Raw genomic sequence first — 15,683 nt, forward strand, 5'->3', positions numbered from 1 at the left:
ATCGATAATGCAAATAAAATCGCTTTATTTACAAAAAAATTAAAGAAGCTAACCTATTGATTAGCTTCTTTATTCGTTAAATTTGAAATTCAGGATCATCTTCTTTTCGTTTATCCATCATTTCTTTCACTTTATCAACAGCTTGTGGCGCTAATTCAATTATTTTATCGATGACGTGTGTTTGTTTATCTAAGTGCAATACTTTCACACCATCTCCATTTATAACAAGAAAGGCAACAGGATTAATAGAAACTCCTCCACCACTTCCCCCGCCAAATGGATGACGGCCTGAATGTTCTACTTTACCAAATTCACTTCCACCAGCAGCAAATCCGAAACTTACTTTCGAAACTGTAAGAATTACGCTTCCATCTGCCGCTTTAATTGGGTCACCAACAATTGTATTTACATCAGTCATTTGTTTTAAATGCTGCATTGCTGTTGTCATTAAACCTTGAATTGGATGGTCCATTCTATATCCCCCCTATGCTTGAACAGATTTTTCTGTCATACCAGATCTTTGTCTTCTCATAAATACGAGTAATTTGACGCCAGTTTTTATAGCGCGGAATATACGAAAAGATGCTGTTAACTCGCATCTTGATGCAAATCCTTTCCCTTGAAAAACTGGGGTAATTTCAAATTCTGGTACATCGACAATATGCATATATTGTCCGACAACTCCAGCAGCCATACCTTTTGTCCCCCATGCATATCCAGTGACAATTCCAGTACTAGCTGCGTCGCCTGCTCCAATTTGTGTATGCCATTTCCAACCATTGATTTTCACTCGTTTGAGAAAATCTTTAACAATAGTATGAACTTCTTGAAGCTTTTTTATCAGTTCCCCAATGCTATCCAGTTGCGCCATAATTTTATTATCGAGTCCGCCGTCCTCTTCAGCTTTTTCGATTTTCTGTCCTGTCTTTTTCTGCTGTTTTTCAATTCTTTCCAACACATCAAATGTATATCGAATCATCCATATTTTCACTTGAAGCAAACATTGCTTTTCCATTTCTGAATATAAAAATGTCACCTTAAGCTTTATTTTCGACAATAGTATAAACAAAATAAAAAGAAGAAGAATTATTATTCCAATTACGAGCCACTTCATACGTATCATCCTTTCACTCCGTACCCATTATCGACAAGTTTATTCATCATTAAACAGAGTTTTATAAGATTGAATATAAAAATTTTTCTAAAAATAAAAAGGTGTTTTGACAATTTATATCGAAATATATTATTTGAACATATCATCAGGGAACGAACTCTAATGATATGTAGCACGAAAAACAGAAAATTTAACTGCAGTGGAGGGATACATAATGGCAGATCGTCGCAATTTATTTTTCTTTTATGGTGATGACAAAGCAACGCTCGTTGAAAAAATGAAACCAATCTATCGTATTTTAGAAGAGAATGGATTTACCATATTAGATCATCCAAAAAATGCAAACGCTATCGTCAGTGTTGGAGATGATGCAACCTTCTTACAAGCCGTTCGTAAAACTGGTTTTAGAGAAGATTGCTTATACGCAGGGATTTCTACGAAAGATGAAATTTCGTTCTACTGCGATTTCCATATTGATCACGTTGATACAGCCCTTCAAGAAATTACAAAAAATGAAATTGAAGTGCGAAAATATCCAACAATTCAGGTAGATGTAGATGGCAGTACATCTTTCCATTGTTTAAATGAGTTCTCATTACGTTCTAGCATTATTAAAACATTCGTTGTAGATGTTCATGTTGATGATTTATATTTCGAAACATTTAGAGGGGACGGTTTAGTAGTTTCTACCCCAACAGGAAGTACTGCTTACAATAAATCATTGCATGGTGCAGTTGTTGACCCGCTTATCCCATGTTTCCAAGTAAGCGAACTAGCATCTTTAAACAACAACACTTACCGTACGCTCGGTTCACCTTTCATTTTAAATCACGAACGTACATTAACTTTAAAACTAAGACCAGACGGTAACGATTATCCTGTTATCGGCATGGATAACGAAGCGCTTAGCATTAAACAAGTGGAAAAAGCTGTTGTACGCTTAAGCGATAAACAAATTAAAACAGTTAAATTAAAAAACAATTCTTTCTGGGAAAAAGTACAGAGAACGTTTTTATAAGATTAAAATAACCGCAGAATTATGAAATTCCATAATTCTGCGGTTATTTATTTCCCCCGATTGACGCGAACAATACTCTCTTACTATCCGGCCGTTATTCTTGTCAGTTTTTGTCGGTAATTCGATATATTCCGAAAACCGCTCATATATTTTTACGCATCTTTTCTATAGACAACTTGGCCATCTATTACGGTCATTTCTGCTTGTACTTCTTTTATTTCTTCTGCCTCAATTTCAAAAATATTGCGGTCTAATATTGTAAAATCTGCTTCATATCCTTTTGCAATTTGCCCTCGCTTCGCTTCTTTTCCGATTGCATAGGCACTTCCTGTTGTAAATAAAGAAACAGCCTCATATACCGTTAATCTTTCCTCAGGCATATAGCATATACCGTCAATAAAACTTCTACGTGTAACAGCGCTATATATGCCTAGAAACGGATTCACTTGTTCAATAGGAGCATCTGAGCCACCGTTGCAGTGTAATCCTGCCTCCAGTAACGTCTTCCAAGCGTACGCATAACGAAGACGGTGCTCGCCTAGTTTTTCAATGACTGACGGAAAATCTGATGAAAGAAAGACTGGCTGTATATCGATAATGGCTTGCAAGTTTTTCATTCTTTCTATCAACTCTTCACGAGCAAGCTGACAATGAATAATGCGGTCACGCACCCCTTCTGCTGGTGGATATAATTCGAGTGCATCAATGACATATTCAAGCGATAAGTCACCGATAGTATGAATCGCAACTGGCATATGTAGATCTCGTGCTTTCTTTACTAATTCCGCAAGTTCTTCACGTGAGAAAATCGCAACTCCATTTGTTTCCTTCGCATCTTCATACGGTTCACTTAATAATGCTGTTCTTCCGCCAAAAGAACCGTCAGAGAAAATTTTCATTGCTCCAAATTCAATACAATGTTCATTTTCATATTCTTTTCGTTCATGTGCTACTTCATGGTGAACGAGCAAATGGGCTTTAAATGGCATTTCTTTTATAACGTGAGAAAACGCATTATATGTTTTTCTAAAACCACCATAATAATTTAAATCTTCCGTATGCCCGCCAACAAGTCCGTATTTCCAGCAATCTTTAATCGCTGTTTGCAGAGCTCTTTGTAAATAAGCTTCATCAATTTCTGGCTGAACATGTTTAATTAATTCTTGCCCTTGTTCATATAAAAGCCCTGTTAACTTATTTGATGAATCCCTACCAATTTTCCCGCCTTTTGGATCTTCTGTCGCTGCTGTTATATTCGCTTCTTGCAGTATGTATGCATTCACCCATGTAACGTGACGACAAACTCTCTTTAGTAAAATGGGATGTTCTTTCGAAATTTCATCTAAATCACGCGCGTGAACATCTTTTGTATCTGTAAAGTTATTTTCATTCCATCCTTCTCCAATAATCCAAGAGCCCTTTGGAGCTTCTTCCACTCGCTTCTGAACAAGAGTAAGCACTTCGCCATAAGATGTGCAATTTGATAAATCTAAACGAAGCAATCTCTCCCCATGCCCAATAAGGTGCATGTGGCTATCAACGAGACCTGGAATCATCGTTTTGCCTTTTAAATCGTGCAATGTAACCGCGGCATATTGGTTTTCTAACTCTTCTTTACTTCCAACATCAACGATCGTACCGTTTTCAATGTAAACAGCGTCCACTTTTTCATTTTCTTCTCTCACTGTGTAAATGGTGCCGCCATACCAAATTTCTCCCATATATCCCATCTCCTTTATTTTTTATTGTATAAAAAAAAGCACCATTTCAAAACATGGTGCTTTTCTAAAAATTACTTTTGTTCAGTAGTAGATGTTGTAACTTGCCATTCAATATTAAATTTATCTTTTACTTGTCCGTATGCTGGGCTCCAGAATGTTTCTTGAAGTGGCATGATAACTTCTCCACCTTCTTGTAACTTATCGAATACTTCTTTTGCTTTTTCTGCATTACTAATTTGAATTGCGATTGTTACTTGAGATCCGATTGCATGCCCTTGACCTGGGAATGTATCAGAGATCATAAGATCCGTATTACCAACTTTTAAAGTAGCGTGTAAAACGCGCTCTTTCGCTTCAGCTGGAATCGGGTATTCTGGATTTTCAGGCATGTCACCAAAAGTTTGCATAACTTCTACTTTTGCATCTAAAGCCTCTTTATAAAACTGTACAGCTTCTTGCCCACTACCATCTAAAACTAAGTACGGATTAATACCTAAAATCATACGGACACCTCTTTTTTAAGTTTATAAAATCGAACTTGTGTTCGTTTTTTATATTATCATTGTTTTGCATTTCATTCAACTATTTACTTCACTGTTTTCAAAATTATTTTGACGGAATCTCCATCTCTTGTTTTCTAAGTTCAATACGGCGAATTTTCCCAGAAATCGTTTTTGGTAGTTCATCTACAAATTCAATTTTGCGAGGGTATTTATATGGTGCAGTGAGTTCTTTGACGTGTTGTTGGAGTGTTGGAATTAATGTTTCTTCGTTCTTTTCTATATTCTCTCTTAATACGATAAATGCCTTCACGACACTTCCACGAATTTCATCAGGACTTGCGACAACTGCACATTCTCTTACGTACGGATGTTTTACAAGAGCATCCTCTACTTCAAACGGCCCGATTGTATAACCAGAACTAATAATGATATCATCACCGCGCCCTTCAAACCAGAAGTAGCCTTCTCCATCTTTCTTCGCTTTATCCCCTGTAATATAATAATCACCGCGAAATTGCATCGCTGTACGCTCATCGTCTTTGTAATATTGTTTAAAGAGGGCCGGCGTTTCAATGTGAACTGCAATATCACCAACTTCGCCTACTTTAACTGGAGTACCTTCCTCATTTACGATATCGACGTGGTTACCTGGCGTTGGTTTCCCCATTGATCCTGGTCTAATATCCATCCCTTTCATTACACCAACAAGTAATGTATTTTCCGTTTGCCCATAGCCGTCTCTCACTGTAATATGAAAGTGCTTTTTGAACGTTTCAATGACTTCTCTATTTAACGGCTCACCTGCCGATACAGCGCTATGTAGTGCCTCTAAATTGTACTGGCTTAAATCTTCTACCTTTGCCATTAATCTATACTCAGTCGGTGTACAACAAAGTACATTCACCTTATTATCGTCTAATAAGTTTAGGTACGTTTTCGGTTCAAACTTACCGTGATATACAAACCCTGTTGCCCCTGATCCTAAAGTTGCTAAAAACGGGCTCCAAATCCACTTTTGCCAGCCTGGACTAGCTGTTGCCCATACAATATCATTCTCTTCAATTCCGAGCCAATTTGGAGCGCTCGTACGTAAATGAGCGTATGCCCACGCATGTGTATGAACGACACCTTTTGGATTTCCTGTCGTTCCTGACGTGTAAGATAAAAAGACCATATCTTCTTTATCTGTCTTTGCCATTTCTAACATGTCACTCTCTGTTTCTAACGCTGTTTTTAAATTAATCCATCCATCTACTGACTGCTCGCTCAGGACAAATTTTCGAAGAGATTCCATCGCTTCTATATCATCAAACTGCCTAATATACGGCTCATAGCTTACTATCGCTTTTACTTCTCCATGTCCAATTCGATATTCTATATCTTTTTTACGTAACATTTCCGAGCTTGGAATTACGACAAATCCTGCTTTAATAGCAGCAATATACGTCATGTACGCTTCAATTAAACGCGGCATCATAATGAGAAGCTTGTCCCCTTTTTGCAAACCACTTTTTATAAAAGCGTTTCCAATTTTATTCGCACCTTGCATTAATTCAGCGTATGTAACTTCCCTTCGATTCCCTTTATCATCTTGCCAAATTAAAGCTAACTTCCCTTTATCACCTGTATATTTCTCTATTTCAGAAACTAAATTATAAGACGGTGGCGCCAACAATTCTTCTCGCTTCATAAAATATCCTCCCTTTTCTTTATGCCTCCTTTATATAATAAAGAATTTTCTGTCAATTTTGAACCCTCTTCTTTTGACAAATTTTTCAGTTCTGTCGAATTAGTAAACGAAATTACATCGACTTACCGACAAATAGCGACACAACACAAAAAAAGAAAGAGCGGGAGAACCCGCTCTTTCTAAGCCATCATATGGGATTATTTTTGGAAACCGCCTAATTGTTGCTCAGCTAGTGAAACTAGACGTTTAGTGATTTCACCACCAACAGAACCGTTAGCGCGAGCTGTTGCATCAGCTCCAAGTTGAACACCAAACTCTTGAGCGATTTCGTATTTCATTTGGTCTAATGCTGATTCAGCACCAGGAACCGCTAATTTATTTGTGCTACGTGACATGTTATATCACCTCCTTGTGAGTATAGAGTGTGATAAATAACATGACTTCATACACGTTTTAGATATGGTAATTTATGGTTTTAGAAAAGTTCTTCAAATTTTTCTTCTTCCGCCACTACTTCTACCGTTTGTAATACCATTGTTTCTTTGTTCGCTACAGCTTCATCGATTAATGGTGTGAAATCGTATTTCGCTTCAAAACGATTTGCTTTTTCACGTTTCGGCTTCGTCGCTGGGCTTGCTGGTGTGAATACAGTACAGCAATCTTCATATGGACGAATTGAAATATCATACGTGCCGATTTCTTCAGCGATTTTAATAATCTCTAATTTATCCATCGTAATAAGCGGACGAATAACTGGGTAGTTTGTTACTTCGTTAATCGTATGCATACTATCTAACGTTTGGCTTGCTACTTGTCCAAGACTTTCACCAGTCGTAATTGCAAGTGCGTTACGCTCCTCAGCAATGCGTTCTGTAATACGCATCATCATACGGCGCATAACCGTCATTGAATAGCTAGATGGGATTTCTTTATTAATCGTTTTTTGCACTTCTGTAAACGGAACAAGGTGAAGCGTTACTCGTTTACAATACTTCGTTAACTCTTGTGCTAAATCGATTACTTTTTGTTTTGCACGCTCACTTGTGAAAGGTGGACTATGGAAGTGAACTGCTTCCACAGATACGCCGCGTTTCATCGTTAAGTAAGCTGCTACTGGGCTATCAATACCACCAGAAAGAAGTACCATTACTTTTCCGCCAACGCCAACTGGTAAACCGCCAGCTCCCATACGCTCATCGCACATGATATAGCTATAGCCACTGCGGATCTCTACGCGTACATTTACATCTGGATTATGAACATCTACTGTAATATCTTCTGTATTTTCTAGAATGTGTCCGCCAATCTCAGGTAATAATTCCATCGTTCTCATTGGGAAATGCTTATAAGAACGGTGTACAGTAATTTTAAATGTTTTCACATCACCTTTTACTTGTAAGAAAGCTGCTAATGCACCTTCTTTAATGTCTTCTAATTCTGATGGTACTTTCATCGCTAAGTTAAACTTATGAATACCAAATACATCCTTCAATCTTTCAGAGACTGCTTCATGATCTTCACCATTTAACTGGATGTACATACGATCGTGTGTTGCATCGATTTTAATATTTGGGAATTTTTTCAGTTTGAACTTCACGTTATCTTTTAATGTGCTTACAAACTTAGAACGGTTCTTACCTTTTGTCGTCATTTCTCCGTAACGCACTAAAATATATTCATATTTCAACATAATTTCTTTACCTCATCACTTCATATAATTTTGGCATCGTCTCTTTTACAATACCTTCAAATTGTTTTACTTCTTCCATTGTGTTTTCTGGTGCCAAACTAATACGAATAGCGCTTGCAGCTGCTGCATGCGGCACTCCCATTGACACTAACACTCTGCTCACTTCATTTGCTTTTGAAGAACAAGCAGATTTCGTTGACACATATACACCGTGTTCTTCTAAAGCATGAACGACTACTTCTGGTTTTAAACCAACAAATGATACATTTAAAATGTGCGGCGCTGCATATGCAAGCGACGTGTTAATCGTTACATCTTCCATCTCTTTAAAGAAACGAACAAGCTCTGCTTGTAAACTTTGCAAATGAGCTACCTTTTCTTTCACTTGTTCCATTGTCATACGAAGTGCTTTCACCATCGCTACAATGCCAGGTAAATTTTCTGTACCAGAGCGATACTTAAGCTCTTGTTGACCACCTGATAAAATCGGATCTAATCTTACGCCATCGCGTACATAAAGAAGACCCGTTCCTTTTACACTGTGGAATTTATGTCCAGATATTGAGCAAAGATCAATATGAGACGCATATAAATCAAGCGGTACTTTCCCTATCCCTTGTACATGATCTACATGGAATCTTATTTTCGGATGATTCGATAATAACGTTCCAATTTCAGCAACGGGCTGAATTGCTCCAGTTTCGTTGTTCACATGAATAATTGACACAAGAATCGTATCTTCACGAAGTGCTCGTTTCACATCTTCTACCGACACAACACCATGCTCGTTAACCGGTAAATATGTTACATCAAACCCGAGTTCTTCTAATTGCTTATATGCCTCAAACACAGACGCGTGTTCAATATTTGTTGTAATGATATGTTTGCCACGCGAACGATTCCTCATCGCTATCCCTTTAATCGCAAGGTTATTCCCTTCCGTTCCACCTGATGTAAAAATAATTTCAGAAGGTTTAACACGAAGAAGCTGCGCTGCAATCGTTCTTGATTGTGTTAATAGACGCTCTGCCTCTCCTCCAAGCGAATGAATAGAAGAAGGATTACCAAAATATTTCCCAGCAACCGTCACGTACGATTGAAGAGCTTCTGGATATGGCTTCGTCGTCGCACTATTATCAAAATAGATCATCGTTCTTCCCCTTTCAGCGCTATCACATCGTATAATCATATCATAAATACGTGTCATTACGCTAAGACTACGCAAAGGTTCCATTTTATCTCGATTGGTGAAGGCTAATAATTGTCGAGGATGCCCTCCTATTACAGTTTCACTTTATCCCGCATGAACGGGCAATAAGACTCTCACCTCAAAATCCAGTTAGAGCAAAGAAGTTAGGTAGGAGTCGGGCTGTCCGTAAATGCCCGATTGGTGAAGGCTAGTAATCAATGGGGATGAATCCTCCTACTGATTACAGTTTCACTTTATTTTGAAACGAATAATCTTGCTGTATTCCGCTATTCATTATAGCAACATCGTCTGCAAAATTACACAAAAAAACAAACCCTTTTATGAAAGGGTTTGTTCATTGTCTACATATTCAGCTATTTTTTGAACAACGCCAGGTTCAAGTTGCTCTAATACTGAAGCCGCTTGTTCTAAAGCTGCATCGTATTGGTATTCACGGAATAATTTCTCAGCATAATTTAAACTTTCTGCTAGGTTTTCATCATGACTACGGTAACGGTTACCGTACTGAATTAATTTTTCCACTAAATATGCTTGTCCAATTAACTCTTCTGTCATTTCAGCCACACCGTTCACAGTTGTGTATGCTTCTTCTAAACTGCTATTTACAGCGTTCATATTTAACGGCTTCACTTCTAATTGTTCATATACAGCTTGCATTGCCATTTGCCCTCTTTTTAAATCTTCCATAATACTCTCTGGAAGACCTGGCAAATTCGACTTTTGCATAAAGCGTTTCGTTTCGAAAATAGTATTTCGCATTTCTTGTAACTTCTCACGTGCTTCAAATTCTTCTTTGCGCATCGCTTGCAGCATTTCTTTATATTCTGCATGAAGTACTTTTAACGTTTCACATTGCTCATAAACCTCTTCTAGTTCCTCACGAATAATAGAGAAGGCAATATCTTGTTCTGCAACGCGTAATTGTAGCATTTCAAAACGTTTCGTTAAAATGTGCATTTGCTTTTCAATTACTTTTTGAGACTCAATGTCTTTATCTTGTAACTGATAGCTTTGTTTCACAAGTTGTGTTTCTGTTTTCGTTTCAATCGTTTCGATACGCATTTCTTCTAAGTCATCGTAAACAGAAAGTGTTTTTTGCTCCACATAATGTCTCGCATGTACTTCTTGTTCCAATTGATCGTAGAAGCCATCTAAACGTGTTTTTAAGTTTTCTACTTTTTCAGCCGCTTCTGTTATATGAAGCTCCTGTATATCCATTAAACATGTTTGTAGTTGTTTCGTCATATCGCGAACTTCTTTAGGGACTTCCAAATAATCTAATACATAACCTTGTCTTACCATATCATTATGTCCGTGTAATAAATCTTCCAGCTGAACTGGTAACGTCGCTTGACACTCTACCAATAAATCTGGAATTTGGTGAATAATGATTTCTAAATCTGCTAAACCTTCTTCCAAACTAATAACAATTTCTCTCGCTTTTAAATAGTCGCCATTGTTTGTTGCTTCTTCAAAGGTTTTAAATTTCTCAGATTCAGCGTCTAGCATCTCTTCGATTTTCTGCTCTGCTGCTCCATACATATGTCTATGAGCAAGAACACTCTTTTTCATACTACGATATGTATCACGTAACCCTTCAATTTCCGAGCTATTTTTCTCATGGCTTTCTAACAATTGCTGTAATTCATTTAAAATGTCCGTAATACGATTATCAGCGTCATCTAAACCACTTATGGATTCGTTCATCGCATGCTTTGCTTTTCGGAAGGAGAATTGCGAGGCGAATTTTCGCGCTTGCGCTAAATCTTTGTCAGCTTTCGGAAGGGTTGTTGATACAATTTCATCCCATTCTTCACGCCATTTACCAAACAGTTCTTCTGTTTGACCCGTCATGTTTAAATCTTTTACCCGTTTTAGTTCATCTGCCACAGGTTTATCTTTTATCTCTTGTTTCCACTGCTCCAGTGCTTCAATATCTTTATATGAACGATTTCTTATCACAAGCTCTATCATGAGCAGCACTAGAATAGAGCTTACTACAATGATAACGATCGTCAGGATAGAATCCATGCAAAAAAGCCTCCTAGTTATATCTCTTTTTTTGTCCGTTCCGTTTATGAAATGGAAGGCATTATGTATAAAAAGGGAATTCCCCTATATTTAACAACTAACAATGTACTAATCATACCATGTAATGGTTTGTTTTTGACCTAGTTTTTTTTAAAATTTCATGTTTCTTTCAATGTGATTGTAATCTTTCTCAATATTCCGCCTACCTCACTCCCTATCCTCAAATGATTGTAATAACAAACAATCTTTCGTATGGGATACGAAATAAATTTTCCGCATGAGTGGTGGTTCAACAGAAATTACATGTACATTTCCTTGCCTTACAGACTGCTCTACTGCCCTTTCTGGAAGTAACGTGATACCAAGGCCAGCTTTTACCATTGCAAGCATCGGTTCTGCGTAAGATGTTTCCACAGCTATAGTTGGTTTTACACCTATTTCATGAAACATGTTCATAATCATTTTCCTTACATCACATATTTCTGGATATACAATTAATTTTTCATTGTGCAGCTCTTCTATTTGAATGACTATCTTCTCTTTGTACGGATGATTATTTGAAACGGCACAAACAATTTTCTCTTGTTGCACTTCTTTTATATACGTAGCACCTTCTACTACTGAATCGATGAACATCGCGTCAATCTCCCGCGCTTTAAATAAATCTCTTAATACTTCCGTATGCCCGATTTGCCATTCCACTTCGAACTCATCACCTAATATATCTTTACATTCTGATATGTAATGCTCCGCTAAACTCGGTAGTATACCAATTGAAAACTTCCGGTTCTCTTGATACCCCCTCATTTCTGTTTTCACTTCATTTATTTGCTCCAAAATCGGTAACATTCTTTTTATAAATAACTCTCCTGCCTCCGTTAACTCTACTCCTTGCGCAGAACGTTTAAGTAAAGTAACCTCTAAATCCGCTTCTAACTTTTGAATTTGTTTACTAAGCGCTGGTTGTGATATATGTAAAATCTTACTTGCCTTTGATAAACTTCGCGTATGCTTCACTTCAATAAACGATCGTACTGCCTCCAAATCCATCGTACACACCTCTAACAAAAAGTTATAACCGTTATAAGAAATCGATATTTCCTCCTATAAACAATTACTCTTTATACTTATTTCATCAACTTACTATAACGAAATGTAAAGGGGAAAGATACTCTTGAACAAAAAACAAATGCTACTCGGATCCTTTCTATGCTTACTCGCCGTCACTGCCTGGGGATTTATGTTTCCTGTAATGGCAAGTGCTCTGCAATTTATCGATCCATTCTTCTTCACAACGCTTCGCTATGGATCAGCAGCTATTATTTTTCTTATTTTGCTATTAATTACTGAAGGAAAGACTTCACTCCGCTTAGAAAAAAGAACACTTTCTCTATTCTTTTACGGGACAGTCGGTTTCGCGGGGTATGGTTTTCTCGTTTTCTACGGACAGCAACTTGCCGGACCTTCCGGAGCAATCCATGCAGCTATGATTCAATCCCTTATGCCACTGATTGCCTTATCACTGCAATGGATAACGAAAAATCGCCGCCCACAAAACTATACATTCCTTTGTATGTTTGTTGCATTACTTGGTGTTATGCTTGTCATTTCAAAAGGAAATATTCACTTATTATTTGGAGCTGCAAGCCACTTATCAACAAACATATTGATGCTATGCGGCGTTACTTGCTGGGTCATTTATACAAACGGGGGTGCTCGTTTTCAATCTTGGTCACCACTTAGGTACACGACATTAACTTGTTTATTTGGCTCCATTTCACTCATCGTTATTGTTACTTTCTTAACGTACACAAATATAGTTACTATGCCGTCACTGCGTACAGTTGTGAGCGTTCGTTTTGAGCTCTTTTATATGTCGATTATCGCAGGCGTTATCGCTGTATTTTGCTGGAATATGGGAAATCGCTATATTTCATCTATTAACGGCATATTATTTATGAATTTAGTTCCTATCCTTGCACTCATTGGTTCTATCTTTCGAGGTTATACAGTCGATAAAATTGAAATCGCTGGAGCTGCATTAACAATTATAGCGCTATTATGTAACAATTTATGGCAAAGAAAAGTAAACATAAAAATCCCCACCTCAGTTCGTTAGGTGGGGATTCTTCACATATGAACAGCTCTTGGCCATTCATGGTACATATTCGCTTTACATAATGCTTGTTCCATCCATTGCTCAATCTCTTTCGTGTACATCTCTATGAAAAATGTCTCAGACGGGAAAGAATGGAGTACTTCTGATATATATTGTGGATATAAAAACGGCATACTTATCATACCTTTTAATTGCGTCATAAACATTGTAAATGATACTTTCTGAAATTCTTGTTTCATTTGTCCTTGTCTAATCATTTGTTCTATATAATATCTTTCTTTAGAAAAATAAACGGTCATCACTTCACGAATTAATGTCGTATCAAGCGAAAGCTCTCGGTAGAAGAAACGTGTTAGTTCTCTATTTTCAAATTGATATCGTAAAATCCCGCGCACCATTTGCACCATCACATCTTTAGCCGACAAATACTCTCTCTGTTCAAACGACATTTCAATCACATGAATATATCCTTCTAAAAAATCAGTAATAAGCTGTTCTAATAAACCTTGCTTCCCAGCAAAATAATATGAAATATTCGCTACATTCACATCCGCTCGCTTTGCAATGTCTCGCACCGATGTTCCATCATACCCTTTCGTATTAAACAACGATATTGCCGCATCAATTACTTTTTGTTTCGTCTGCTTCATGCGCTCACTTCCCCTCACTGAACAGCTATAGTTTAAATTTCTTGACTTTTAAGACAAATTCCTTTAATTTTCTATCGACAAAGTCATGTGAAATACATCGTATTTTGCTAATATTTTACACATCTCGATAAAAAAGGAGCTGTTTCCATGTTTACTAAAGAAAGTTATGCAGGGTCTCGCGTGCAGCAATATGAGACAGTAATTAAACAACTGGATGCGTTATTAACTGGCGAATCAAACGTAGTCGCAAACTTATCAAATGCTTCCGCATTATTAAACCAATTTTTAGATCGCGTTAATTGGGTTGGCTTTTACGTAACAGAAGGAAATCAGCTTGTCCTTGGACCGTTCCAAGGAATGCCTGCTTGCGTACGCATTCCATTTGGACGAGGCGTTTGCGGCGTAGCAGCTGAAACGAAAACAACGCAGCTTGTAGCGGACGTTCACCAATTCCCAGGTCACATCGCTTGCGATAGTGCTTCTAATTCAGAAATCGTTGTACCAATTGTGAAAGAAGGAGCTGTCATTGGTGTACTTGACATTGATAGTCCTGAAAAGAATCGTTTTGATGAAGTAGATCAGCGCTATTTAGAAAAGTTTGTGGAAACACTCCTAAAACATATGTAAAAAGAAAAGAGCGAGTTATCGATTTAGTACGCCCTGTACAAAACCGATAGCTCACTCTTTTTTCATTGATTTACAGTAGATACTTTCTTTAATGCCTGTTCTAAATCAGAAACGATATCCTCCCACGATTCTAAACCGACTGATAAGCGTATTAAATTATCGAAAATGCCCATTTCTTTTCTTAGTTCAGCTGGAATCGCAGCGTGCGTCATCGTTGCTGGATGCTGAATTAACGTTTCTGTATCTCCTAAACTCACCGCAATTGTAATAAAGTGAAGATCATTAATAAACGCTTGCGTCTCTTCTTTTCCGCCTTTTACTGAAAAAGAAATAACACCGCCCCCGCGTTTCATTTGACGAGATGCTAACTCTCCTTCTGGATACCAAACATCTTCTACCGCATCATGTTTTCTTAAGAACGATACAATTTTTTCTGCATTATCACAATGACGATCCATTCTTACTGCTAACGTCTTTAACCCGCGTAATAATAACCATGCATCAAACGGTGCCATAATACCGCCGATATCCTTTCGCATCGGGCGAATCTTTTCAGCTAATGCTTTCGTTTTACAAATCGTTACACCCGCCACAACGTCGCCATGACCACCAATATATTTTGTCGCACTATGCACAACAGCATCACAGCCAAGCTCAAGCGGTCTTTGTAAATAAGGTGAACAAAATGTATTATCAACAATAACAAGTAAACCTTTTCGCTTCGCAACCCGAATCACTTGTTTTAAATCAATTAATTTCATTGTCGGATTAATTGGTGTTTCAACGAAAATAAGCTTTGTATTTGGGCGAATTTTATTTTCAATATCTACCTCTGTCTCCATATCACAAAACGAATGCGTAATCATAAATTTTTCTTCTAACACTTCTAAAAAACCGTACGTGCATCCGTATAATCCATTTGAACAAATAATATGATCTCCAGCCTTTAAAAAACCGATTAAAGTCGCTGAAATAGCTGCCATACCAGATCCGAAGGCAAGTGCCTCTTCTCCTCCTTCTAACACCGCCATACGTTCTTCAAATAATTTCACAGTTGGATTTCCAAGCCGTGAGTAAATATAAGATGGATCCACTCCCGCAAAACTCGCCTCTCCTTGCTGCGCAGTCTCAAATGTAAATGTAGAAGTTTGAAATAAAGGTGGTGTTAAACTTCCTTTATGTTCCTCAGGTGTATAACCGTGATGAATTAACGCTGTCTCCATATGCTTCTTTTTCATAAAAACATCCCCCTTATGTTTTTATTGCCGCATATTCATCCATAAAAATTTGATGAACGTTTTCCTTCATTT

Annotated in this window: 15 protein-coding genes; 3 read left to right on the top strand and 12 right to left on the bottom strand. The window is 37.5% G+C overall.

The annotated features are described in order from the left end of the window. Positions 1 to 76 precede the first annotated feature (76 nt). Together ytfJ and DN401_RS06645 are read right to left on the bottom strand one after the other, a co-directional pair. The gene (gene ytfJ / locus DN401_RS06640; protein WP_000350003.1) at positions 77 to 472 is read right to left on the bottom strand and encodes a GerW family sporulation protein; all 396 of its coding nucleotides are present in this window, start codon (positions 470 to 472) and stop codon (positions 77 to 79) included. Positions 473 to 484: 12 nt separating this feature from the next. Then, positions 485 to 1,123, bottom strand: coding sequence for a DUF2953 domain-containing protein (locus DN401_RS06645; RefSeq protein ID WP_002164419.1), 639 nt, complete (start codon positions 1,121 to 1,123; stop codon positions 485 to 487). A gap of 205 nt (positions 1,124 to 1,328) precedes the next feature. On the opposite strand from DN401_RS06645, the gene DN401_RS06650 reads away from it, so the two are divergent. After that, positions 1,329 to 2,132: an NAD kinase gene (locus DN401_RS06650; RefSeq protein WP_000785177.1), complete on the top strand. Its 804-nt coding sequence runs from the start codon at positions 1,329 to 1,331 to the stop codon at positions 2,130 to 2,132. Positions 2,133 to 2,284: 152 nt separating this feature from the next. Here DN401_RS06650 and DN401_RS06655 read toward each other — a convergent pair whose 3' ends face one another. The 8 genes from DN401_RS06655 to DN401_RS06690 form a co-directional block, all read right to left on the bottom strand. Next, positions 2,285 to 3,853: an amidohydrolase gene (locus DN401_RS06655; protein ID WP_000504018.1), complete on the bottom strand. Its 1,569-nt coding sequence runs from the start codon at positions 3,851 to 3,853 to the stop codon at positions 2,285 to 2,287. Positions 3,854 to 3,924: 71 nt separating this feature from the next. Continuing rightward, on the bottom strand, positions 3,925 to 4,356 hold the full coding sequence (locus DN401_RS06660) for a VOC family protein (protein ID WP_000600350.1): 432 nt from the start codon (positions 4,354 to 4,356) through the stop codon (positions 3,925 to 3,927). A gap of 103 nt (positions 4,357 to 4,459) precedes the next feature. After that, entirely contained in the window at positions 4,460 to 6,046 is a 1,587-nt protein-coding gene (gene mbcS / locus DN401_RS06665) for an acyl-CoA synthetase MbcS (protein ID WP_149287634.1), read from the bottom strand. Positions 6,047 to 6,243: 197 nt separating this feature from the next. Further along, positions 6,244 to 6,441 (bottom strand): alpha/beta-type small acid-soluble spore protein, encoded by a 198-nt coding sequence (locus DN401_RS06670; protein ID WP_000091639.1) that lies wholly within the window; start codon positions 6,439 to 6,441, stop codon positions 6,244 to 6,246. Positions 6,442 to 6,521: 80 nt separating this feature from the next. Continuing rightward, positions 6,522 to 7,736 (bottom strand): tRNA uracil 4-sulfurtransferase ThiI, encoded by a 1,215-nt coding sequence (gene thiI / locus DN401_RS06675; RefSeq protein ID WP_000922337.1) that lies wholly within the window; start codon positions 7,734 to 7,736, stop codon positions 6,522 to 6,524. Positions 7,737 to 7,743: 7 nt separating this feature from the next. Further along, entirely contained in the window at positions 7,744 to 8,886 is a 1,143-nt protein-coding gene (locus DN401_RS06680) for a cysteine desulfurase family protein (RefSeq protein ID WP_000638992.1), read from the bottom strand. 378 nt (positions 8,887 to 9,264) lie between these two features. After that, positions 9,265 to 10,977: a septation ring formation regulator EzrA gene (gene ezrA, locus DN401_RS06685; protein WP_000377303.1), complete on the bottom strand. Its 1,713-nt coding sequence runs from the start codon at positions 10,975 to 10,977 to the stop codon at positions 9,265 to 9,267. 207 nt (positions 10,978 to 11,184) lie between these two features. Continuing rightward, on the bottom strand, positions 11,185 to 12,027 hold the full coding sequence (locus DN401_RS06690; protein WP_000362529.1) for a LysR family transcriptional regulator: 843 nt from the start codon (positions 12,025 to 12,027) through the stop codon (positions 11,185 to 11,187). 124 nt (positions 12,028 to 12,151) lie between these two features. Between DN401_RS06690 and DN401_RS06695 the strand changes: the two genes are divergently transcribed. Next, positions 12,152 to 13,096, top strand: coding sequence for a DMT family transporter (locus tag DN401_RS06695; RefSeq protein ID WP_149287635.1), 945 nt, complete (start codon positions 12,152 to 12,154; stop codon positions 13,094 to 13,096). A gap of 11 nt (positions 13,097 to 13,107) precedes the next feature. Here the strand turns inward: DN401_RS06695 and refZ are convergent, their stop codons facing one another. Continuing rightward, positions 13,108 to 13,746: a forespore capture DNA-binding protein RefZ gene (gene refZ / locus DN401_RS06700; RefSeq protein WP_000814923.1), complete on the bottom strand. Its 639-nt coding sequence runs from the start codon at positions 13,744 to 13,746 to the stop codon at positions 13,108 to 13,110. A 147-nt stretch (positions 13,747 to 13,893) separates the two neighbouring features. Between refZ and DN401_RS06705 the strand changes: the two genes are divergently transcribed. Further along, positions 13,894 to 14,373 carry a GAF domain-containing protein gene (locus DN401_RS06705; RefSeq protein WP_000494340.1) on the top strand — a complete coding sequence of 160 codons (480 nt, stop codon included), beginning with the start codon at positions 13,894 to 13,896 and terminating at the stop codon, positions 14,371 to 14,373. A gap of 62 nt (positions 14,374 to 14,435) precedes the next feature. Here DN401_RS06705 and megL read toward each other — a convergent pair whose 3' ends face one another. Continuing rightward, positions 14,436 to 15,611 carry a methionine gamma-lyase gene (gene megL, locus DN401_RS06710; protein ID WP_149287636.1) on the bottom strand — a complete coding sequence of 392 codons (1,176 nt, stop codon included), beginning with the start codon at positions 15,609 to 15,611 and terminating at the stop codon, positions 14,436 to 14,438. Positions 15,612 to 15,683 lie beyond the last annotated feature (72 nt).

The sequence above is a fragment of the Bacillus sp. BF2-3 genome (assembly GCF_008368795.1).
Lineage (GTDB): Bacteria > Bacillota > Bacilli > Bacillales > Bacillaceae_G > Bacillus_A > Bacillus_A cereus.

Bases quoted from the DNA above. Each gene is read 5' to 3' on its own strand.
- DN401_RS06705 (WP_000494340.1), top strand. From the start codon at position 13,894: ATGTTTACTAAAGAAAGTTATGCAGGGTCTCGCGTGCAGCAATATGAG.
- megL (WP_149287636.1), bottom strand. From the start codon at position 15,611: ATGAAAAAGAAGCATATGGAGACAGCGTTAATTCATCACGGTTATACA.
- refZ (WP_000814923.1), bottom strand. From the start codon at position 13,746: ATGAAGCAGACGAAACAAAAAGTAATTGATGCGGCAATATCGTTGTTT.
- DN401_RS06660 (WP_000600350.1), bottom strand. From the start codon at position 4,356: ATGATTTTAGGTATTAATCCGTACTTAGTTTTAGATGGTAGTGGGCAA.
- DN401_RS06650 (WP_000785177.1), top strand. From the start codon at position 1,329: ATGGCAGATCGTCGCAATTTATTTTTCTTTTATGGTGATGACAAAGCA.
- DN401_RS06670 (WP_000091639.1), bottom strand. From the start codon at position 6,441: ATGTCACGTAGCACAAATAAATTAGCGGTTCCTGGTGCTGAATCAGCA.
- DN401_RS06655 (WP_000504018.1), bottom strand. From the start codon at position 3,853: ATGGGAGAAATTTGGTATGGCGGCACCATTTACACAGTGAGAGAAGAA.
- mbcS (WP_149287634.1), bottom strand. From the start codon at position 6,046: ATGAAGCGAGAAGAATTGTTGGCGCCACCGTCTTATAATTTAGTTTCT.
- thiI (WP_000922337.1), bottom strand. From the start codon at position 7,736: ATGTTGAAATATGAATATATTTTAGTGCGTTACGGAGAAATGACGACA.
- DN401_RS06680 (WP_000638992.1), bottom strand. From the start codon at position 8,886: ATGATCTATTTTGATAATAGTGCGACGACGAAGCCATATCCAGAAGCT.
- DN401_RS06645 (WP_002164419.1), bottom strand. From the start codon at position 1,123: ATGATACGTATGAAGTGGCTCGTAATTGGAATAATAATTCTTCTTCTT.
- ezrA (WP_000377303.1), bottom strand. From the start codon at position 10,977: ATGGATTCTATCCTGACGATCGTTATCATTGTAGTAAGCTCTATTCTA.
- DN401_RS06690 (WP_000362529.1), bottom strand. From the start codon at position 12,027: ATGGATTTGGAGGCAGTACGATCGTTTATTGAAGTGAAGCATACGCGA.
- ytfJ (WP_000350003.1), bottom strand. From the start codon at position 472: ATGGACCATCCAATTCAAGGTTTAATGACAACAGCAATGCAGCATTTA.